Here is a 20665-nt window from a genome sequence, read left to right as displayed (position 1 = left end):
ACGAGGGATGGGTTATGACGCGATTGCTTCGAATCACCTGGCTGCTGCTGTTGTGTTTCAGCCAGGTGCATGCCGCGACGGCTCAGGATGAGGATGCGCAGGCGGCCAAGGCGCTGCTGGAGAAAGCCGTGGCCTACTACCAGAGCAACGGCGACAAGGCCTTTGCCGCGTTCAGTCGCCAGGGGGAGTTTATTGAGCAGGATCGCTATGTGTTCGTGGTCGATACCCAGGGCGTGCTGCTGGCCAGTGGCGGGCCCTCCTCCGCCTTGATCGGCCGCGATGTATCCGAAGTACTGGGACCGGATCTGCGCCAGTCATTTAAAGACGCGCTGAAGGTGCCGGAAGGCCAGGGCATCCAGCAGGCCGATTACCGCTGGCAGAACTGGAACGATGGCAAGGTCGAGCACAAGCACGTGTTCTACCAGCGCGTGGGCGAACGCATCCTGGCGGTGGGTTATTACTTGCCACGGGCCACACCGGAACAGGCGCGGGCCCTGCGCAACAAGGCGGTGAACGCATTGCTCAAGGATGAGTCGGGCACGCTCAAGGCGATCAACTCCTTGCAAGGCGGCTTCTTGCAGGATGACCTCTACGTGTTTGTCGTCGACCTCAATACCCGACGCTACGTGGCCCACGGCACCACCCTGCGGCTGATCAACACCGACTTCGGCAAGATCAAGGACCCCGACGGCAAGCCGGTGGGCGAACCGATCCTCAAGCTGATGGCCGAGCAGGACCAGGGCGAATACAAATACCGCTGGAAAAACCCGGTGACCGGCAAGGTCGAGAACAAGCATGCGTATGTGCGCAAGGCCGGGCATTTCATGGTGGCGGTGGGTTACTACAGCCCCTGAAGCTGGAGCGCGGTCAAAACTGTGGGAGCGGGCTTGCTCGCGAATGCGGTGTGTCAGTTACAGATGCTTCAACTGAACCACCGCATTCGCGAGCAAGCCCGCTCCCACAGTTTGATCTTCACAGGGTCAGTTAGCGCGCTTTGTCTTCGCGGCCGCGCAGCACCCGGTTGGGCATCGCAATCGCCGCCGCCAAGCCCAACAACGACACCGCCGCACTCACCATCAGCAAATGCCGGAACGTCACCGCCAATTCCCCGCGCAAGGCGTCCTGCGCCGGGCCGGGTGCGGCGTTGAGGCCGTCAAGCAACACGTTACCGGAGCTGCCTTCAACGGCCAGCGCGCCGCTGGCCAGGTGGGCGAAGCTGGAATCCTGCAACAGCGCCAGCAACAGCGCCGACATACACGCCACCCCCACTGCCCCGCCGAGGGAACGGAACAGGTTGGTGGTGCTGGTGGCGACGCCGATATCGCGTTGTTCCACCGAGTTCTGCGTGCCCACCAGCGAGGTGGGAAATTGCATGCCGGCCGCGATCCCGCACAGCAGCATAAACACGGCTGTCAGCCATACCGCCTGAGGCGCGCTCAAGGCCATGCCGAAAATCGCAAAGGGGCTCAACAGCGCGCCGCTGAGGATCATCGGTTTATAACGCCCGGTCACCGAGGTCATGCGCCCGGCAAAATAGGCGCCCATCGGCAAACCCATTGCCAGCGGCAGCAGGTGCAAGGCCGCGCTGTCGGCACCCGAGCCGGTCACCGTCTGATAACGCAGCGGCATCAGCACCGTCAGGGAAATCGCCTGGAAGCTGGTGAAGAAAATCGTGCACCAGCACAACACCGCGCTGCGGTTGGCGAACAAATGCATCGGCAACAACGGCTCCCGCGCACGGCGTTCGTGCCAGACAAACAGGCTCAACGCCAGCAGCGCACACGCCAGCAGGCCCAGCACTTCATTGTCACGCCAATGATGGCCCTGGCCGATTTCGGTGATGCCCAGCAGCAACGCCGTCAGGCCGACGATCATCAGCACGGTGCCGAGGTAATCGATGATCGGCTTGCGCTGTGGCACCGGCAGCCCCACCAGGGTGCGGTGGGCCACGTACCAGGCGCCGGCGCCCAATGGCAGGTTGATCAAAAATACCCAGCGCCACGACAAGTACTCGGTCATGTAGCCGCCGAGCACCGGCCCGGCCACGCTGGCCACCGCGTACATACTGCTGAAATAGCCTTGGTAGCGTCCGCGTTCACGGGGCGGGATGATGTCGCCAATGATCGCCTGGCTCACCGAAATCATGCCGCCGGCGCCGATGCCCTGGAGGATCCGCGCCAGCACCAGTTGCTCCATGCTTTGCGCCATGCCGCAGAACAGCGAGGCCAGGGTGAACAGGCCCATGCCGATCAGCATCATCGGCCGGCGCCCATACAGGTCGCCGAGCTTGCCGTAGATCGGCACGGCCACAGTCATCGCCACCATGTAGCCGGAAATCACCCAAGCCAGCAGGTTGACGTCGTGGAACTGCGCGGAGATGGCGGGCATCGACACGGCGACAATGGTCTGGTCCAGTGCACCCAGGAAGATCGCCATCATCAGTGAGGCGAGGATACTGCGCACAGCGGGAAGCGGCGGAGCGGGCTGATTGAGGTGCGTCACGGCAAGACCTTCGAGCAGAGCCCGCGAGAAAGTCGGCCCGCGGGAATGCTCGATACGATAGCAGGCTATTCGATAGCTTCGTAAGGAAGTCCGACGTAATTTTCTGCGATGGTTTTGCGCCCCGCCTCGGAGTGGATGAAGTACTCAAGTTCACTCTCAGCAATGCGCTGGCTGAAACCGTCCGCCTCGGGAAATTGATGCAACATCGAGGTCATCCACCAGGAAAACCGCTCAGCCTTCCACACCCGCCGCAGGCAGATGGCGGAATAGCGTTCCAGCAAATCCACGCGCCCCTCGCCGTAGACCTTGAGCAGAATCCGATACAGGGTGCTCACGTCACTCGCCGCCAGGTTCAAGCCCTTGGCGCCGGTGGGCGGCACGATATGCGCCGCGTCGCCCAGCAGGAACAGGCGGCCGTACTGCATCGGTTCCACCACGAAACTGCGCAGCGGCGCGATGCTTTTTTCGATCGACGGACCGGTCACCAGGTTCTCGGCGAGGTGGCTGGGCAGGCGGGTTTTCAGCTCGTCCCAGAAACGTGCGTCAGGCCATTCATCAATAGGTTCTTCCAGCGGCACTTGCAGGTAATAGCGGCTTCGGGTCGACGAACGCATGCTGCACAAGGCAAAGCCGCGCGCGTGCTTGGCGTAGACCAGCTCAGCGTGCACGGGCGGCGTGTCGGCCAGGATACCCAACCAGCCGAAGGGGTAGACCCGTTCGAAGACCTTGATCGATTCGGCCGGGATCGATTGGCGCGCAACGCCGTGGTAGCCGTCGCAACCGGCAATGTAGTCACACTCCAGGCGAAACGCCTCACCCTGGTGCTCAAACGTCAGCCAGGGTCGATCACTTTTAAGGCCGTGGGGCTGCACGTTATGGGCTTCATAAAACGTGGTGGCGCCAGCGGCGGCACGCGCGGCCATCAGGTCGCGGGTGACTTCGGTCTGGCCGTAGATCATCACCGACTGGCCGCCGGTCAAGCCCTTGAGGTCGATATGGGTGAGCTGGCCGTTCAGCGCCAGCTCGAATCCGTCATGCACCAGGCCTTCGCTGTCCATTCGCTGGCTGACGCCGGCCTGCCTCAACAGGTCGACCATGCCTTGCTCCAGCACCCCGGCACGAATGCGCCCTTGCACGTAATCGGCGCTCTGGCGCTCTAGGATAAGGGTCTCGATACCCGCATTGTGCAGCAGTTGACCGAGCAGCAGTCCAGAGGGACCGGCGCCGATGATGGCGACTTGGGTTTTCAGCGTTTTCATTATTTTTATGGCCCGCAAATTCCACCCGAACAGACAGGGTGAAAGAGTTGTCATTGGTCTTGTTGCTGACATTTTTCACTTGAGCGAGCAGCATAAGAAGGTGAAAACTGAGCCAAAGCCTGCGCTTTTTGCCAATTGGGGCGATTACCGCACCACTGTCCTGAGTATCGGATTGAAACCATGACCAAAACCGCGATTCCGGTCTTCAAGCTTTACGGGGAAGACCAGCAATGGCCGACCCCCGATTTGTTGCACTGTGAAACCATTTCCCGGCGCAGTCGGGAATACCAGTGGGAAATCCAGCCCCACCGGCACGCGGATCTGTGCCAGTTGCTCTACGTGCACAAAGGCCAGGCACAATTGGAAATCGAAGGCGAGCGCACCACGCTGAACGAAGCGACCCTGCAGGTATTGCCGCCGTTGTGTGTGCACGGGTTTCGCTTTCCCAAGGATGTTGAAGGCTATGTCGTGACGCTGGCAGCGCCACTGGTCAGCCATCTGCAAGCACAGCTGGGCGCAACGGTAGACGGATTGCAGGCATTGGGCAGTTACCCGGCAGGCAAAGACAGTGATTATCTGAACAGTCAGTTCGCCCGCCTGCAGGTTGAATACGCCGACGATCAACCGGCGCGGGACATGATGCTGCATGCGCTGGTCAGCGTGCTGCTGGTGTGGATCAGCCGCCAGGCCATCCAGCATCGCCACCCTCGGGCGCCCAGGGGGCGTGAATACTTCCGGCGCTTTACCCAGCTGGTCGAGCAGCATTACCGCGAACACCCGAAGATCGAGGACCTGGCCCACAAGCTCGGGATCTCGGTCTCACACTTGAACGGAACATGTCGAGAGTTGGGCGGGCAGCCTGCGCTGCAGATCATGCATGACCGGCAATTACTGGAAGCCAAGCGTTTGCTGACTTACACCAGCATGACCATTAATGAAATGTCGGAGGTGTTGGGTTTTTCCGACCCGACCAACTTCTCACGGCTGTTTCGCCGACGGGTCGGGTTTTCGCCCAAGGCGTTTCGTGAACAACTTAAAGCCGAGGCACCACATAGCTGAATGTAGGAGCGGGCTTTTGTGGGAGCGGGCTTGCTCGCGAATGCGCTGGGTCAGCTACATATCTGCAAACTGATCCACCGCATTCGCGAGCAAGCCCGCTCCCACATTTGGATATTCAGCGCGTCATCCTTATCGCAAGGCACTGAAACTGCCGGTACGCGGAACACATTGGTCCTGATGGCAACTGATCGCAAAGGTCGGCTGCATACGCGTTTGCTCCACACGGTAGGCGGCAGTCCCGTACAGCGCGCTGGCGAGTGCGCACAGGCTGAAAATCATCAAGTACTTTCTGGTTTTAATACTCATGGCACAGACCTCTGAGCGGATCTACACGGTGCTCTCCAAAGCATAGGTCAACGCGCGCGAGTTGCCATTATCAGGCGACATTCAACACGTTTATGTCGACCTAGAGACCCGCATCCCATGCGGGCTCTTCCGGGAACCGCAGCACCAGGAAATCCAACAGGCTGCGCAGCGCCGATGGCATGTGCTTGCGCGAGGCGTATACCGCGTAAATGTTCATCCGGCGAGGTTCGGCATCGGGCAGCAGGCGCACCAGTTCACCGCGACGGATGTAGTCGCCGGCCTGGTAACTGGGCAGCATCGACACCCCTGCCCCGGCCAGCGTCACGCGCAACAAAGTGCTGGCCTCGTTGGAAGTGATATTGCCGTTGATGGGCACCGAGACGTGCTCGCCACGCTCTTCGAAATGCCACAGGCTTTTACCGAAATAAGAGTGGGTGAGGCAGTTGTGCCCGGCCAGGTCTTCGACTTTCTGCGGGGCCGGATGCTCCAGCAGATAAGCCGGCGTGGCGCAGACCACTGAGCGACACACCGTCAGCCGCCGGGCGATAAGGTTGGGGTCCAGGTCATTGCTGGTGCGGATGGCCAGGTCGATACGCTCATCCACCAGGTTCACCGTGCGGTCGAGCATCTGCAGGTCAACCGTCACCAGCGGGTAGCGCTTGACGTACTCGGCGATGGCCTGCGCCAATTGCGCCTGGCCGAAAGACGTACTGACACTCAGGCGCAGCAGGCCACGGGGCGCGTCGTCGGGCTCGCTGACGGCGGCCTGCATATCGCCGCACAGTTCCAGCATTTGCCGACAGCGCGGCAGGGTTTCACTGCCGGCCGCCGTAAGGCTGAGCTTGCGCGTGGTGCGGTGCAGCAAACGTGCGCCGACCCAGTCTTCCAGCTCGGCCAGGTAGCGTGACACCACCGGCCGCGACAGGTCCAGATGGTCGGCGGCGGCAGACTGGCTACCCAGGTCCACCACCGTGACAAACACGCGCATTGCTTGAAGACGATCCATGATTTGCCCGATTTTAGAAACAAACTATGTCCCAGCATCGCATTTTTAGTCTGGTTTTGTGCAACTAAGCTCTGTGCATCCCCTACCCATGCTGGAGCTGCCCGATGTTCTCAACCTTCAAGCGCCTGACCCTGGCCACCGCCGCCCTGGCCTTCGCCGCACATGCGGCTGCCGCCGACCTGACGTTGGACGTGTACAACCCTGGCGAAGCCGCGATCTTCCCGGTCAGCTCGGTGCTGGTCAGCGGCGCCAAGGACGCCATCCTGGTGGACGCTCAATTCGGCAAGGGCCAGGCCGAGCAACTGGTGCAAAAGATCCGCGCCAGCGGCAAACACCTCACCACCATCTACATCAGCCATGGCGACCCGGACTACTACTTCGGCCTCGATACCCTCACCGCCGCGTTCCCCGACGCCAAGGTGCTGGCAGCGCAACCGGTGGTCGACCATATCAAGGCGACTGTTGCCGGCAAACTTGAGTTCTGGGGCCCGAAAATGGGCGCCGACAAGCCGGCCAAAACCATCGTGCCGCAGGTGCTTGAAGGCCACAGCTTGAGCCTCGAAGGCCAACAACTGGATGTCATCGGCCTGGATGGCCCGCAGCCGGATCGCAGCTTTGTGTGGATCCCGTCGATCAAGGCCGTGGTCGGTGGTGTGGTCGTCGCTGAAAACATCCACCTGTGGATAGCCGACACCCAGAGCGCGCAATCCCACAAAGATTGGCTCGCCACTTTGCAACGCATCGAACAGCTCAAACCTCGCACCGTGGTTCCAGGCCACTACCTGGGCACACCGTCGCTGAAATCGGTGGCCTTTACCGCCAACTACATCAAGGCCTTTGACGCCGAGACCGCCAAGGCCAAGGATTCCGCTGCCCTGATCGCGGCCATGAAAAAACGTTACCCGACCCTCGCCGACGAAAGCTCGCTGGAACTGAGCGCCAAAGTCGCCAAGGGCGAAATGAAGTGGTGAAGCGTTTCAAACCTTAACCGTACTGGAGAACGTCATGAGCAAGATTGCAATCATTGGGGCCACTGGCCGTGCCGGTAGCCAACTGCTGGAAGAAGCACTGCGCCGTGGGCATAGCGTTGTAGCCATCGCACGTAATACCGACAAGCTGGCCGTTCGCCCTGGCGTCACCGTCAAACAGGTTGATGCGCTGGACGCAGACGCCCTGCAACACGCCGTCAGCGGCAGCGATGTGGTAATCAGCGCCGCACACTTCGCCACCCTGCCCGCCAGCGCCGTGATCGGGCCGGTGAAAAAAGCCGGGGTGCAACGCCTGCTGGTGGTGGGCGGTGCCGGTTCGCTGTTACTGCCGGGTGGCGGTCGGGTGATCGACAGCGAAGGCTTCCCGGCAGAGTACAAAGCCGAGGCCAGTGCGGGGGCCGCGTTTCTCGATGCGCTGCGTCAGGAGAAGGAACTGGATTGGACCTTCCTGTCGCCATCGGCGGAGTTCGTTGAGACCGAACGCACCGGTAAATTCCGTGTAGGCCAGGATGATTTGCTGGTGAGCAGTGAGGGGCGTAGTTGGATCAGTTTCGCCGACTATGCCATCGCCTTGATCGACGAAGTCGAAGCACCAAAGCACTCCCGCCAGCGCTTCACCGTGGGCTACTGACCCAACGCGGTTTAAAACTGTGGGAGCTGGCTTGCCTGCGATAGCGGTGTGTCGGTCAATGATGTACTGACTGATCGACCGCTATCGCAGGCAAGCCAGCTCCCACATTGTGATCTTCAGTGTTCCGGATATTGCGCCTGGCTCACTAACCAGTTCATCAGGGCTTCAAGCCCGGCCGACGGCGCCGTCCCCGGCGGATACACCAGGTAATACCCCATCCCCGTCGGCACCTGCAGTTCAAACGGCATCACCAACCGTCCTGCCTTCACATCCTCGCCAATCAACGCACTGTCGCCAATCGCCACGCCGGAACCTTGGGACGCCACCGTCATCGCCAAGTCCAGCGTTTCAAAATGATGCCCCTGGCTCAAATTGCTCAACTGCGTGTTCGCAGCCGAAAGCCACAACGCCCAATCCCGCTCGTCCCGGGTGGGGTGCAGCAGTACCTGTTGCTGCAAGTCTGCGGGCGTGTGCAAAACATCCAGCAACGCCGGCGCACAGACGGGCGTGAGCTGTTCATCGAACAAGTGCCGCGCCTCGGCCGACTGCTCGGCGATGGGCGCATAGATCACCGCCGCATCGAATTGCTCGCGACGAAAGTCCACGGTGTAGGCCACGGTGGTCGTGAGTTCCACCGGCACGTCCGGGCGCTCCTTTTGCCACTGCATCAGGCGCGGCAGCAACCAGCGCATCACGCAGGTGGACGCTTTGAGCTGCAGGGTCTGGCGGCGGCTGCCGATCTGCTCCACCGCCTCGCCGATCAGGCCAAACACTTGCTGGGCGCGCAGTGACCATTCACGGCCTTCTTCGGTCAGGCTCAAGCCGCGCGCCTGGCGTCGGAACAGCGCGTAGCCCAAATGGCTTTCCAGCCCGGCGATCTGCCGGCTCACTGCGCCCTGGGTGATGTGCAATTGCTCGGCAGCACGGGTGAAGTTGCAGCACTGGGCCGTGACCCAGAAGGTGTGCAGCGCGGGCAGCGGCGGAAGGCGCTTCATAAGGGCTGAGCCATGACGTGAGAACATGGCTAGTATGACTTTTTATCGATTGTTGCCGCTACCGGCCAGCCGGTCCAATACCGCCTTATCTCAACAATAAGAGCGACATTTATGGCCACCTGCGGCGAAGTATTGGTCAACCTCCTGGAAGGCTACGGCGTGGATCAGGTATTTGGCATCCCCGGCGTACACACGGTGGAGTTGTATCGCGGCCTGGCCAGTTCCAGCATCCGCCACGTCACCCCGCGCCACGAACAGGGCGCCGGGTTCATGGCCGACGGTTATGCGCGCACCCGCGGCAAGCCCGGCGTGTGCTTCATCATCACCGGCCCCGGCATGACCAATATCACCACCGCCATGGGCCAGGCCTATGCTGACTCGATCCCCATGCTGGTGATCTCCAGCGTGCAGTCGCGCAGCCAGTTGGGTGGCGGGCGCGGCAAGCTGCATGAGCTGCCGAACCAAGCAGCAATGATGGCCGGCGTGGCGGCGTTCTCGCACACCTTGATGTCGGCGGCGGAGTTGCCCGGCGTGTTGGCGCGGGCCTTTGCAGTGTTCCAGGCCGGGCGGCCGCGCCCGGTGCATATCGAAATCCCGCTGGATGTGCTGGTGGAAAATGCCGACGCGCTGCTGGGCACTGAGCCGATCCGCGTGGCCCGTGCCGGCGCGGCGCCATCGGCGGTGAAGCAGATGAGCCAGTTGCTCGCGGCAGCCAGGAAGCCACTGATCCTGGCAGGTGGCGGCGCCATTGACGCGGCGCCAGAACTGACGCGACTGGCCGAGGCGCTCGGCGCGCCGGTGGCCCTGACCATCAACGCCAAAGGCATGCTGCCCGCCCATCACCCGCTGCTGATCGGCTCGACCCAAACCCTGGTCGCCACCCGCGCGTTGGTGGCCGAAGCGGACGTGGTGCTGGCTATCGGAACAGAGCTGGCGGAGACCGACTACGACGTCACTTTCGCCGGCGGTTTCGAGATTCCGGGCGCTTTGCTGCGCATCGACATCGACCCGGACCAGACCGTGCGCAACTACCTCCCGCAAGTGGCGCTGGTCGCCGATGCACAAATCGCCGCCGACGCCTTATTGGCCGAGCTGGACCGCCAGCCATTGCCGCCACGCAACAGCACGTGGGGCGCTCACCGCGTCGCCCGCTTGTGGGCCGAACTGACCCCCACTTGGGACGCCGCCGCCCGCGCGCAAACCCTGTTCCTCAACACCGTCCTGGCGGCATTGCCCAACGCCGTCATAGTGGGCGACTCCACCCAACCGGTGTACAGCGGCAACCTCACCTTGAACCTCGACCACCCGCGCCGCTGGTTCAACTCGTCCACCGGCTACGGCACCCTGGGCTACGCCCTGCCCGCCGCCATCGGCGCCTGGCTGGGGCGTGGCGACGGGCAGCCGGTGGTCTGCCTGATCGGCGACGGCGGCCTGCAATTCACCCTGCCGGAACTCGCCAGCGCGGTGGAAGCACGCGTGCCGATCATCGTGCTGCTGTGGAATAACCACGGCTATGAAGAGATCAAGAAATACATGGTCAACCGGGCGATCGAACCGGTCGGTGTGGACATCTACACCCCGGACTTCATCGGCGTCGCCAAGGCGCTGGGCTGCGCGGCCGAAAGTATTAAGGGTGTTGAGTCGTTACGCGTGGCACTACGCGCCGCAGTTGATCGCCCGGGGCCGACACTGATTGAAATCGACCAGGGCCTTTGGATGACGGAGTTGGCGCTATGAGCACGGTATTGAACGGTGTGTATATCGGTGGTGCGTGGCGTGCCGGCCATACCGTGCTGGAAGTAATCAATCCGGCCACCGAAGCGATGTTGGCCCAGGTGAGCGTGGGCGATGCGCTGGCCGTGACACAAGCGGTCGACGCGGCCAGCGCGGCCTTCAGTGACTGGTCGAAAAGCACCGGCCGTGATCGCGCCGCCCTGCTGCGCAAAATCGCCCGAGGGGTGAGCGAGCAGCGCGAACTGCTGATGCACCTGCAGTCGAGCAACAACGGCAAACCGCTGTTTGAAGCCGCGATTGATGTGGACGACGTGATCGCCACGTTCGAGTACTACGCCGGCGTGGCCGAAGCGATGGACGCCGGCCAGGATTGCCCGGTGGACCTGCCCAGCGCTGACTTCAGCGCTCGCCTGCGCCGTGAACCTTGTGGCGTGGTGGGGCTGATCGTGCCGTGGAACTTCCCGATGGTGACCACTGCCTGGAAACTCGCCCCGGCACTGGCGGCGGGTTGCTGCGTGGTGCTCAAGCCGTCAGAAGTGACGCCATTGGCCGAGCTGCAACTGGCGCGAATTATTGCTGAATCGGGGCTCCCGGCCGGGGTGTTTAACCTGGTGTGTGGCACGGGCTTGGCGGTCGGGGCGCCGTTGGCGGCGGATCCACGGGTGGCGAAGATTTCCTTCACCGGCAGCAACGCAGTCGGCGTGCAGGTGATGCAGCGCGCGGCTGAAACCATCAAGGGTGTGAGCCTGGAATTGGGCGGTAAATCTTCACTGGTGGTACTGGCGGACGCCGACCTGGACCTGGCGGTGGAGCTGGCCTGTGGCGGTGGATTTTTCAACGCCGGGCAGATGTGTTCCGCCACCAGTCGTGTGCTGGTCGCTGACAGCCTGGCGGATGCATTCCTGCAGCGGTTGCACAAACGTGTTGAAGGAATCCGTGTGGCTGACCCTTTTTCCGATGAGGTGGAAATGGGCGCGCTGATCAACCGTGTGCAGTATCAACGTGTGCTGGGGCACATACAGCGTGGCGTTGAGGATGGCGCGCGATTGCTGTGTGGCGGTGCACGGCCGGCGGATTTGCCGAAGGGCTTTTTCATTCGCCCGACTGTGTTCACCGATGTGCCACTGGACAGCGCGTTGTGGAATGAAGAGATCTTCGGCCCGGTGCTGTGTGTACGACGGTTCGCAACTGAGGACGAGGCAATTGCCCTGGCCAACGACAGCGATTTCGGCTTGGTGGCAAGCGTGGTCAGCCGTGACAACGAAACCGCCGAGCGCGTGGCGAATGCCTTGCAGGCCGGGCTGGTGTGGATCAACGCGCCGCAAGTGATCTTTGCGCAAGCGGCGTGGGGCGGTTACAAGCAGAGCAGCATCGGCCGCGAGCTAGGGCCGTGGGGGTTGGCGGCGTTTCAGGAGATCAAGCATGTGATCCGGTCCAACTAACACCGAAGATCCCACATTTTTGATTTTTGGTGTGTCAGTTGAATGCAATTTTTAGATAGCCCCTGCGACTTTCTCATTTGCCGCCCTTCTCCCACCCATGGCCTGATTCGCCCTTGCTCACTCAAGGCCCTCCCATGGAAACCGTTCAAACAAAACCCACCACCGCCCTCTGGCTGATGATCAGTGTCGTGCTGGTCGCCCTTAACCTGCGGCCATCAATGGCCGCCGTGGGCCCATTGTTGTCATCGATTCGCGGCGACGTGCCGTTGAGTTTCAGTAGCGCGGCGTTGCTGACCATGTTGCCGGTGATGGCCATGGGTTTGGCGATGTTCTTTGGCATGGCCGTGGCCAAGCGTTTTGGCGAGCACCGCAGCATTGTGCTGTCGCTGCTGGTGATTGGCGTGGCCACGCTGTCGCGGTTGTTCCTGGATTCGGCGCTGGAGTTGATCATCAGCGCCATCGCAGCCGGAGTGGGCATTGCGATGATCCAAGCGTTGATGCCAGCGCTGATCAAGTCGCGATTCAGCGATAACGTCTCGCTGTTCATGGGCCTGTACGTCACCGCGATCATGGGGGGTGCCGCGTTGGCGGCATCGTTTGCGCCGTTCGTGCAAGTGCAGACCGGCAGTTGGCGCATCGGCCTGGCAATCTGGGCAGTGCTCGCAGTACTGGCGCTGGCATTCTGGTTTGCACAGCGCTCGGTGCTGCCGCCGTTGCCGCAAGCGTCCGCCGGCCCGCAGGAATCATTTTTCGGTAACGTCCGGGCCTGGTTGCTGGCCGTCTTTTTCGGCCTTGGCACCGCGTCCTACACCTGCGTACTCGCCTGGCTCGCGCCGTACTACGTGGAGCAAGGCTGGAGCGAACAGAACGCTGGTTTGCTGCTGGGCTTTTTGACGGCAATGGAAGTGGTGTCCGGCTTGATCACCCCCGCCATCGCCAACCGTCGCCGGGATAAACGCGGTGTGGTTGCGGTGCTGCTTGTGCTGATCATCCTCGGTTTCTGCGGTTTGATTCTCAGCCCGCAATACCTGAGCCTGCTGTGGCCCTGCCTGCTCGGCCTGGGCATTGGCGGTCTGTTCCCGATGAGCTTGATCCTGTCCCTCGACCACCTGGACAACCCCCGCCGCGCCGGTGGCCTCACCGCGTTTGTACAAGGTATCGGCTACTTGATTGCCGGGCTGTCGCCGCTGATCGCGGGGATGATCCGCGATCAACTGGGCAGCTTCGAATGGGCTTGGTGGTCGTTGACGGCGGTCATTGTAGTGATGCTGCTGATCGTCACGCGCTTCAACCCAAAGCATTACGCGCGGCATATCCGCTGAGGTCGTGTTGCAAACAGTATTTGTCTCACGCCAAAAATAGAAACGCCCTACAGCGCTTTCTATTGGCACGTCCGTTCCGTTAATCTTTTGCGCTGTCTTGTACTGAGTTCGGTACAACGGGTTTACGGACGAAACCGATGCTAAACAGTAACTTGCTCAGAAAGCTCGATATGCAGGACTTGATGGTGTTTATCGCCGTCTATGACCAGAGCAGCGTTACCGAGGTGTCCGAAACGCTGTTTGTCAGCCAGTCCACCGTGAGCTACAGCCTGAAGAAGCTGCGCACCAGTTTCGAAGACGAGCTGTTTATCAACACACGGGCGGGCATGCGGCCGACGTACAAGGCCACCACCATGTACGGCCATGTGCAGAAAATCCTCGAGAGCATCAACCTGTGCCACGCCGGTGGACAGGCCTTCGACCCGACGCAGCAGGCCGTGACCTTCAACGTGTGCGCGCCGGAATATTTCGAACAGTTGATCCTGCCGCGCCTGTTGAAGCACTTTGACCGCGCCGACCTGCCGGTGATCGTCAATGTGCAAAAGCTGGAAACCGACATCCCCGCCGACGACCTACGCGATGGCCGTCTCGATCTGGTGATCTGTTTCGGCCCCAACTTCCACCGCGCCCATAAAGACTTCCGCACCCAGATGCTGCTCGAAGACGACCTTGTGTGCGTGTTCGACAAACGCTCGGCACCGCGCGAGCCGGCCTTCAGCCTGCAATCGTTCGTTGAGCGGCGCCACGTGTTCCCCACGCCCTGGACCTCCGACACCAACATGATCGACGGCTGGCTGGCGCGCCAGGCGCACAAGCGCCAAGTGATCGCCCGCGCCAACAGCTACAGCGCGGCGCTGAAGATGATCACCGGCACCGACTTTATCGTCACCCTGCCGCGCCGCGTGCAAAAGCTGCTGGCGCCTGGGACGGTGTTCGGCCATTGCGAGGCGCCCAACGGTTTGCCGGGGTTCACGCTGGAGATGCAGTGGAATGAAACCAGTGGACAGGACAGTGCCAATACCTGGTTTCGTGAGCAGGTTGTAAAAGTCTGCGCGGACCAGGGATTGCTGTGATTGCCCCTACGCCGATGGCATCGTTGCGGTGTCAGCCGATGACGGCTTTGCTGTAGGAATCGCGGTCCATGTCCACCAACAGGACACTCAGTTGAACCTGTATATCCGCCGGCCAGTCGCCCGCGTCCTGCAACGCCGCCAGCAAGCTTTCCGACAACTGCTTCTTGACCTGTGGTGACCGCCCGCTGAGCAGCGAAAGCTTCAACGCGACAAACCCGCGCGGGTCGAGAGAGGTGCCGACCTGGAAACTCTCGACCTTGAGCGCACGACTCTTGATATCGAACTCCGAACCGAACTGGCCGGACACCATCAGCACGTTGTTGAGCCGCAACAGGACTTTCTCGACGGCCAGGCCTGTCAGGTTGGCGGTGTATTCCAGGTGCAGGTGTGGCATGAAGGGCTCCAAATTTTTTGTAGGAAGTTTCGCAGGTATACCACGCGAGTCAGGCCTGGGTCGCCAACCCTCGATCACTCATGAACGCCTCAAGCCGTGAACGCACCCAGCGCTCAGCCGGGTCAGTGTCCACATGACTGAGCCAGACCATGGACAAATCCAGGGTCGGCGTCTCGAATGGGAACGGCTCACAGAACAGGTGGCCCGACACCGCCATGGCCTCGGCGGTGTAGTCCGGCAGGCTGGCGATCAGGTCGGTGCCGGCGAGCAACGCCGGCAGCGCGCTGTATTGCGGCACCGACAACACCACGTGGCGTTTGCGGCCGATTTCCGCCAGCCACTCATCGGCAAACCCCGACACGTTGGCGGTGTGGGACACCAACACGTGGGGCCGTGAGCAATATTCATCGAGGGTCAGCGGTGTGTCGGAGGCATCGGCGCGCAGCAAACGCGGGCGGATATGGCGCAGCAGCTTGCGCTTGGCATTCGCCGGCAAGCCACGGGTCTGGGTGATGCCGACGGTGATATCACCGGAGGCCAGCAGGTCCGGAATGCGCCAGTAGTCCACATGCTGCACCACAAACACCACTTGCGGCGCTTCCTGGCGCAAGGCGCGCAGCAACGGTGGCAGCAGGCCGAACTCGACATCGTCGGACAGGCCGATGCGAAAAGTCATGGTGCTGATGGACGGGTCGAAATCGTGGGTCAGGCTCAGGGCCGATGACAATGAGTCCAGGGCCGGCGACAGGTGCTGGATGATTTCCTCGGCGCGCGCGGTGGGCTCCATGCGATGGCCGACACGAATGAACAACGGGTCATTGAACAAGGTGCGCAAGCGGTTGAGGGCCGAACTGATGGTCGGCTGGCCGAGAAACAGCTTCTCCGCCACCCGCGTGACATTGCGCTCGAGCATCAGCGCTTCGAACACCACCATCAGGTTGATGTCGGCCTTGCGTAATTCATTGCGATTCATCGGCGCCTGCCCCTTTCCCCAAGACAAGCCGCAGTTTAGAAAGCGCGGGGGCCTGCGTCTATGTGCACACTGTTCATCCAGCCGCTTTGCGGCTATAAAACAGCTCTCCAAGGTCGCAGGAACACTACCGTGCTGGTCATTCTCGCCTCGGCCATTGTATTGGCCGGGTTTTGTATCTGGGTCATCCAGCTGATTGCCAACCCCACCGCCCGCACACTGTTGCGAGTGTTTGTCGGTCTGTGCCTGGCGGCGATGGTGGCGTATGTGGTGCTGGCGTCGGGCTTTCCTATTTCGTTGCTGGTTTCATGATTGCCTGTGGCGCGGGCGCCTGCTCCTGGCCCTGACGTAAACGCAAGGCTGCCAATGCCGCGATCACCAACACGACCGCAATCACTTTCAAGCCGTTCATCGCATTGCCGGTGCTCATCTCGATCGCCCCCATCACCGACGGCCCGACAAACCCGCCCAACAGCCCACAGGCGTTGACGAAACCCAGCCCGCCCGCCAGCGCCACACCCTTGAGGCGCGAGGCTGGGTACAAAAAGATGATCGACTGCACCACAAAGAACATCACCGCCGACAGGCAAAAGCCCAGCAAACTGAACACCGGCCCCGATATCGAAGCAATACCCAGGCCCAACGCCATGGTCAGCAACCCCGTGACCAACAAGCGACGGCAACGCCCCGGCGTGGTGGCAAAACGCGGAATCAATACCGCGCCGAGCGCCGCCGCGATCCAGGGCAATGAGGTCAACAGGCCGACGCTCATGGTGCTCAGTCCGCCGTATTTGCTGATGATGCTCGGCAGGAAAAAGATCACCGTATAGATGGTGATCTGATGGCAAAAGTACACAAAGATCGCCAGCAGGATTTGCGGGGTCAGCCAGTTTTTCAACGAGTGACCGCCCTCGCCCGCGCCTTCTTCGGCTTCCAGGGCGATGCGCTGTTCGATCCCGCGCGCTTCCTCGGCCGACAGCCACGGCGCCTTGCTCGGACGGTCCGGCAGTTTGCGCCAGACCACCCAGGCAAACGCCACCGCCGGCAAACCTTCGAGCAGGAACATCCACTGCCAGCCGTGCCAGCCGAGCAGACCGTCCATGCGCATCAACGCCGCGCCCACCGGGCCGCCGATGATGTTGGCAAAACACACGCCGAGCAGGAAGTAACCGGTGGCCCGCGCCCGTTGTTCACGGTTGAACCAGTAGGTGAGGTAGAGCATGACACCGGGAAACAGACCGGCTTCGGCAATGCCCAGCAACAGGCGCAGCACGTAGAACGAGGTCTCGCCCTGCACAAAGGCCATGGCCGCCGAGATCAGGCCCCAGGTCACCATGATCCGGGCAATCCAGAACCGCGCGCCGACCTTGTGCATGATCAAGTTGCTGGGGATTTCCGACAGCGCATAGGTCAGGAAAAACAGCCCCGCGCCCAATCCGTATGCAGCGGCAGAGATGCCCAGGTCGACATCCAGGTGATGCTTGGCCAGGGCGATGTTGGTGCGGTCCAGGAAGCTCAAAATGTAGGCGATGATCAGCAAGGGCATCAGCTTGACGAACATCAGTTTGTTCAACGCCTGCGGCTCGCGGGCGGGGGTGGCGATAGTCATCGGCAATTCCTCTTGGCGCCCCGCCAGCCGGGCTGGGGGGCGCATCGGTGTTGTTCTAGGAGTCGAGTTGCACAGCCAACGCCGGCGGGCGATGGGAAAACAGCTGCAGCAGCGCACCGCCGAGGGCGCAGCCGGCCATTACGAAGAAGCACACGGTGTAGCCATGCAGCGTGGTCCAGCCGCCGCCCATGGCAATCAGGCTGCCCATCAGCACCGGCGCCAGGCCGCCACCGATAAACATCGCGGTGGTGATGATGCCGTTGGCGGTGGAGGTCGCCGACGGCTCGGCAGAGTCGCAGGCCACGGCGTAGTAGATCGGCCACACCGCATTCGCCACCAGGCCGAACAGCAGTTGCACCACGATGATCAAGGTCAGCGTATTGGCGAAGTAGAACGCGCCGACACTTGCCGCCATCCACAACCCGCAGATGATCAGGGTGGTGCGCCGGCCGATGATGTCCGACAGCGACGGCCACACCAATTGCCCGAGAATCCCGGTGAGGGTGAACACCACGCTCATCCCCGCCGACTCCGCCAGCGACAGCCCGGCGATGTTGTAAAGGTAGGCCGGCAGCACAATGTTCACGCCCATGTACACCACTTGCGTGAGCATCGTATTACCGGCGGTCAGGGCGATATTGCGGTTGCGCAAGGTGGCGATAAACGTACGCCAGGCCTCGCCTTTGACTTGGCTGGCGGGGGCGTTGTCCGGCGGGGTCATGCCTTTGGCGGCGATGTCGACGTACAGCGCGGTGATGCGCTCTGCCGTCGAATAACGCGCCCAGAAGATCATCAGCGGCAGCGCCACCACGAAGGCAAAGAAGAACACATAGCGCCAGTTCTCCTCACCAAACACGGTGATGACAAAACTCGCGACAATGCCGCTGAGCATCGCGCCAATCGGATAGCCGGTGTGGTGCGCGCCCAGGGCAAACCCGCGACGCTCTACCGGCCACCATTCAGCGGTGTTGCTCACGCCCACCGGCTCGCCCCAACCGGCGCCGAGGTTGACGCCGACACGCAGGGCAATAAAGGTCGCGAGGTTGCCGCTCAAGGCTTTGAAGCCGGACAGAAACGAAATCGCGGTGTAACCCAGCACCAACGGCACTTGGAAGCGCGCACGTTTCCAGCCGCCGCCATAACGGTCGCTCCACATGGAGCCGGGGATATCCAACAGTGCCAGCGCGAGCATGACCACCGTGGCCACGGTGCCCCACTGGTCGGCGGACAAGTCGAAATGCTTGGAGATGGTCGGCCCCAGGCGCAACACGATCTCACGGTCGTAAGCGTTGAGGATCCAGATCATCCAACAGACCAGCAGCGACACCCAGGAGTGCCGGTGAATGCTGCGCAGCGACGCTTTTTTTATAGTTGCCATGGGCCTCTCCAGGCGCGCGAAGGCGCGCACTGACACAAGGTTGCGAAGGAATATGCCTTATTGAAAAAACGCGCTAGCTGGCGAACCGTCGCTCGGCTATTCCTTGCACGCCCAACCCAGTAATGGCGAACAGCGCGCCGCGCTGCTGGCCGTCTGCCGGGAAACGCGGCAGCGGCGGCTTGGCCATGGAGGTCACAAACAGGGTGTCGAGATTCGGCCCGCCGAAGGTCAGGCTGGTGACCTTCTTCACTGGCATCTGGATGATGCGGTCGACCTGGCCATCGGGGGTGTAGCGCACCAGCTTTCCGGCGTAGACCAGGGCTTGCCACAGGCACCCTTCGGCGTCCACGGTGCAGCCGTCAGCGGCGCCACCGCCGGAGGTGTCGACTTTTGCGAAGGTGCGGCGGTTGCTCACGTTGCCCGTCGCGAGGTCACAGTCGTAGGCCCAGATCTCGCCGGACCACGTATCACAGAAGTAGAAGGTTTCACCCGACGGGCTCCAGCAAGGGCCGTTGGACACGATGATGCCTTCGTCCAGGGTGTGCAGGCTCAGGTCGGCGTCCAGGCGGTAGAGTTTGGCGCTGGCGCTGTCTTCCAGCGTGTCCATCGAACCGAAGATGAAGCGGCCCTGGCGGTCGACCTTGCCGTCGTTGAGGCGGTTGTTGGGCAGCTGCGGCTCCGGGTCGATGACCAGGTTGAGCTCGCCGCTGTTGAGGTCGAGGGTGTGCACACCGTTTTGCAGGGCGACGATTGCACTCTCACCGTTGTGGCGCAGGGCCATGGAGCCAATCTTCTGGCCCACCTCCCAGGCGCGTAGTTCGCGGCCGTCATCGGTGCAGCGCAGGATGCGGCCGTCGGCGCTGTCGATCCAATACAAGCGTTGTTGCTCGACGTCCCACACCGGGCCTTCGCCCAGGGTGGTCTTGACGTCGACAAGCACTTCGATACGCATGGTGTGATCCCCTTATTGTTGTTGTGCGGGATACAGGCCGCGCTTTGCCGCGGCCCTGTGTGTTTAGAAGTTGACCTGGTCACGCCCTTTGAGCCCGAGGATTTCCCGCGCTTCGTCCGGCGTGGCGACGCGATGCCCCAGGGCTTCGATCACCGTACGAATGCGCCGTACCTGGTCGGCATTCGACGCCGCCAGTTTTCCCGGGCCATCCCACAGCGAATCTTCCAGGCCGACCCGCGCATTGCTGCCCATGGACAAGCCCATGGTCGCCAACGGAATTTGCCCACGCCCGGCGCCGAGGATTGACCACACGTAGTCGTCACCAAACAGCCGGTCGGCGGTGCGCCGCATGTGCGCCAAATCTTCCGGGTGCCCACCGATGCCACCGCGCAGACCGAACACCGACTGGATAAACAGCGGCGGCTTGAGCAGGCCGCGCTCCAGGAAGTGTGCAGCGGTGTAGAGGTGACCGATGTCGTAGCACTCGATCTCAAACCGCGTGCGGTTCTCGGCGCACGAATTGAGGATGTGGGTGATGTCGCGGAAGGTATTGCGGAATATCCGGTCGTCACTTTCTTCCAGGTAGGGCCGTTCCCAATCGTGCTTGAACTCGGTAAAGCGGTTGAGCATTTCGTACAGCCCGAAGTTCATCGAGCCCATGTTCAGCGAGGCCAGTTCCGGCTTGAACTGCATCACCGGCTGCAGGCGTTCTTCTACGCCCATGGTTGGAGCGCCACCGGTGGTGATGTTAATCACCACGTCGCTGGCGGCCTTGATGTGCGGCAGGAATTCGGCGAACAGTGCGGGGGCCTGGCTCGGGCGGCCGTCGTTGGGATCACGGGCATGCAGATGAACAATCGCAGCACCGGCTTCAGCGGCGCCGATGGCGGCATCGGCAATTTCCTGCGCAGTAATCGGCAAATGCGGTGACATCGACGGCGTATGAATCGCGCCGGTGACGGCGCAGGTAATGATGACAGGACGTTTTTTGGACATGACGAATCTCCGACTTTTATTCTTATGAAAAAAATCCTGGGTACAGCG

The 20665-nt window shown here is 61.8% G+C and carries 20 protein-coding genes; 9 read left to right on the top strand and 11 right to left on the bottom strand.

Going from position 1 to position 20665, the window contains the following annotated elements; all coding sequences use genetic code 11:
• Positions 1–14: 14 nt before the first annotated feature.
• Positions 15–854 carry a cache domain-containing protein gene (locus AB4O35_RS13405; protein ID WP_065882132.1) on the top strand — a complete coding sequence of 280 codons (840 nt, stop codon included), beginning with the start codon at positions 15–17 and terminating at the stop codon, positions 852–854.
• 130 nt (positions 855–984) lie between these two features.
• Here AB4O35_RS13405 and AB4O35_RS13400 read toward each other — a convergent pair whose 3' ends face one another.
• Positions 985–2502: an MDR family MFS transporter gene (locus AB4O35_RS13400; RefSeq protein WP_065874801.1), complete on the bottom strand. Its 1518-nt coding sequence runs from the start codon at positions 2500–2502 to the stop codon at positions 985–987.
• 65 nt (positions 2503–2567) lie between these two features.
• Positions 2568–3752 (bottom strand): 4-hydroxybenzoate 3-monooxygenase, encoded by a 1185-nt coding sequence (gene pobA / locus AB4O35_RS13395; protein WP_175403049.1) that lies wholly within the window; start codon positions 3750–3752, stop codon positions 2568–2570.
• A 189-nt stretch (positions 3753–3941) separates the two neighbouring features.
• On the opposite strand from pobA, the gene AB4O35_RS13390 reads away from it, so the two are divergent.
• Positions 3942–4820 carry a helix-turn-helix domain-containing protein gene (locus AB4O35_RS13390; RefSeq protein ID WP_186754380.1) on the top strand — a complete coding sequence of 293 codons (879 nt, stop codon included), beginning with the start codon at positions 3942–3944 and terminating at the stop codon, positions 4818–4820.
• Positions 4821–4949: 129 nt separating this feature from the next.
• On the opposite strand, the gene AB4O35_RS13385 is transcribed toward AB4O35_RS13390, so the two are convergent.
• Positions 4950–5126 (bottom strand): hypothetical protein, encoded by a 177-nt coding sequence (locus AB4O35_RS13385; protein WP_165448105.1) that lies wholly within the window; start codon positions 5124–5126, stop codon positions 4950–4952.
• A gap of 100 nt (positions 5127–5226) precedes the next feature.
• Positions 5227–6132, bottom strand: a complete 906-nt coding sequence (locus AB4O35_RS13380) for a LysR family transcriptional regulator (protein ID WP_065874798.1) — start codon at positions 6130–6132, stop codon at positions 5227–5229.
• 104 nt (positions 6133–6236) lie between these two features.
• On the opposite strand from AB4O35_RS13380, the gene AB4O35_RS13375 reads away from it, so the two are divergent.
• Positions 6237–7103: an MBL fold metallo-hydrolase gene (locus tag AB4O35_RS13375; RefSeq protein WP_065946162.1), complete on the top strand. Its 867-nt coding sequence runs from the start codon at positions 6237–6239 to the stop codon at positions 7101–7103.
• Positions 7104–7137: 34 nt separating this feature from the next.
• The gene (locus tag AB4O35_RS13370; protein WP_065874796.1) at positions 7138–7752 is read left to right on the top strand and encodes an NAD(P)-dependent oxidoreductase; all 615 of its coding nucleotides are present in this window, start codon (positions 7138–7140) and stop codon (positions 7750–7752) included.
• 116 nt (positions 7753–7868) lie between these two features.
• On the opposite strand, the gene AB4O35_RS13365 is transcribed toward AB4O35_RS13370, so the two are convergent.
• Positions 7869–8747: a LysR substrate-binding domain-containing protein gene (locus tag AB4O35_RS13365; protein WP_065890373.1), complete on the bottom strand. Its 879-nt coding sequence runs from the start codon at positions 8745–8747 to the stop codon at positions 7869–7871.
• Positions 8748–8858: 111 nt separating this feature from the next.
• Between AB4O35_RS13365 and AB4O35_RS13360 the strand changes: the two genes are divergently transcribed.
• From AB4O35_RS13360 to AB4O35_RS13345, 4 genes are all read left to right on the top strand, one after another.
• Positions 8859–10484 carry a 5-guanidino-2-oxopentanoate decarboxylase gene (locus AB4O35_RS13360; RefSeq protein WP_065946163.1) on the top strand — a complete coding sequence of 542 codons (1626 nt, stop codon included), beginning with the start codon at positions 8859–8861 and terminating at the stop codon, positions 10482–10484.
• On the top strand, positions 10481–11923 hold the full coding sequence (locus tag AB4O35_RS13355) for an aldehyde dehydrogenase family protein (RefSeq protein WP_065946164.1): 1443 nt from the start codon (positions 10481–10483) through the stop codon (positions 11921–11923). The genes AB4O35_RS13360 and AB4O35_RS13355 overlap by 4 nt, the downstream gene beginning before the upstream one ends.
• Positions 11924–12057: 134 nt before the next feature.
• On the top strand, positions 12058–13245 hold the full coding sequence (locus tag AB4O35_RS13350) for a cyanate transporter (RefSeq protein WP_065882121.1): 1188 nt from the start codon (positions 12058–12060) through the stop codon (positions 13243–13245).
• A gap of 137 nt (positions 13246–13382) precedes the next feature.
• The gene (locus AB4O35_RS13345) at positions 13383–14318 is read left to right on the top strand and encodes a LysR family transcriptional regulator (RefSeq protein WP_065946165.1); all 936 of its coding nucleotides are present in this window, start codon (positions 13383–13385) and stop codon (positions 14316–14318) included.
• A gap of 31 nt (positions 14319–14349) precedes the next feature.
• Here AB4O35_RS13345 and AB4O35_RS13340 read toward each other — a convergent pair whose 3' ends face one another.
• Both AB4O35_RS13340 and AB4O35_RS13335 read right to left on the bottom strand, forming a co-directional pair.
• Positions 14350–14712, bottom strand: a complete 363-nt coding sequence (locus tag AB4O35_RS13340; RefSeq protein ID WP_065874790.1) for a 5-carboxymethyl-2-hydroxymuconate Delta-isomerase — start codon at positions 14710–14712, stop codon at positions 14350–14352.
• 49 nt (positions 14713–14761) lie between these two features.
• On the bottom strand, positions 14762–15685 hold the full coding sequence (locus AB4O35_RS13335; protein ID WP_065874789.1) for a LysR substrate-binding domain-containing protein: 924 nt from the start codon (positions 15683–15685) through the stop codon (positions 14762–14764).
• 129 nt (positions 15686–15814) lie between these two features.
• Here AB4O35_RS13335 and AB4O35_RS13330 point away from each other — a divergent pair, with 129 nt between their 5' ends.
• Positions 15815–15994, top strand: coding sequence for a hypothetical protein (locus tag AB4O35_RS13330; protein WP_049709480.1), 180 nt, complete (start codon positions 15815–15817; stop codon positions 15992–15994).
• Here AB4O35_RS13330 and AB4O35_RS13325 read toward each other — a convergent pair.
• The 4 genes from AB4O35_RS13325 to AB4O35_RS13310 form a co-directional block, all read right to left on the bottom strand.
• The gene (locus tag AB4O35_RS13325; RefSeq protein WP_175403048.1) at positions 15972–17291 is read right to left on the bottom strand and encodes an MFS transporter; all 1320 of its coding nucleotides are present in this window, start codon (positions 17289–17291) and stop codon (positions 15972–15974) included. The genes AB4O35_RS13330 and AB4O35_RS13325 overlap by 23 nt on opposite strands.
• 55 nt (positions 17292–17346) lie before the next feature.
• Positions 17347–18669 (bottom strand): MFS transporter, encoded by a 1323-nt coding sequence (locus AB4O35_RS13320; RefSeq protein ID WP_065882120.1) that lies wholly within the window; start codon positions 18667–18669, stop codon positions 17347–17349.
• A 73-nt stretch (positions 18670–18742) separates the two neighbouring features.
• Entirely contained in the window at positions 18743–19621 is an 879-nt protein-coding gene (locus AB4O35_RS13315) for an SMP-30/gluconolactonase/LRE family protein (RefSeq protein ID WP_065946166.1), read from the bottom strand.
• Positions 19622–19684: 63 nt separating this feature from the next.
• Entirely contained in the window at positions 19685–20617 is a 933-nt protein-coding gene (locus AB4O35_RS13310; protein WP_065946167.1) for a beta-keto acid cleavage family enzyme, read from the bottom strand.
• Positions 20618–20665: the final 48 nt, after the last annotated feature.

The organism is Pseudomonas sp. H1_A03 (genome assembly GCF_054685145.1).
Note: the sequence above shows the minus strand (reverse complement) of the source record. Positions and strands in the feature narration are given on the sequence as shown.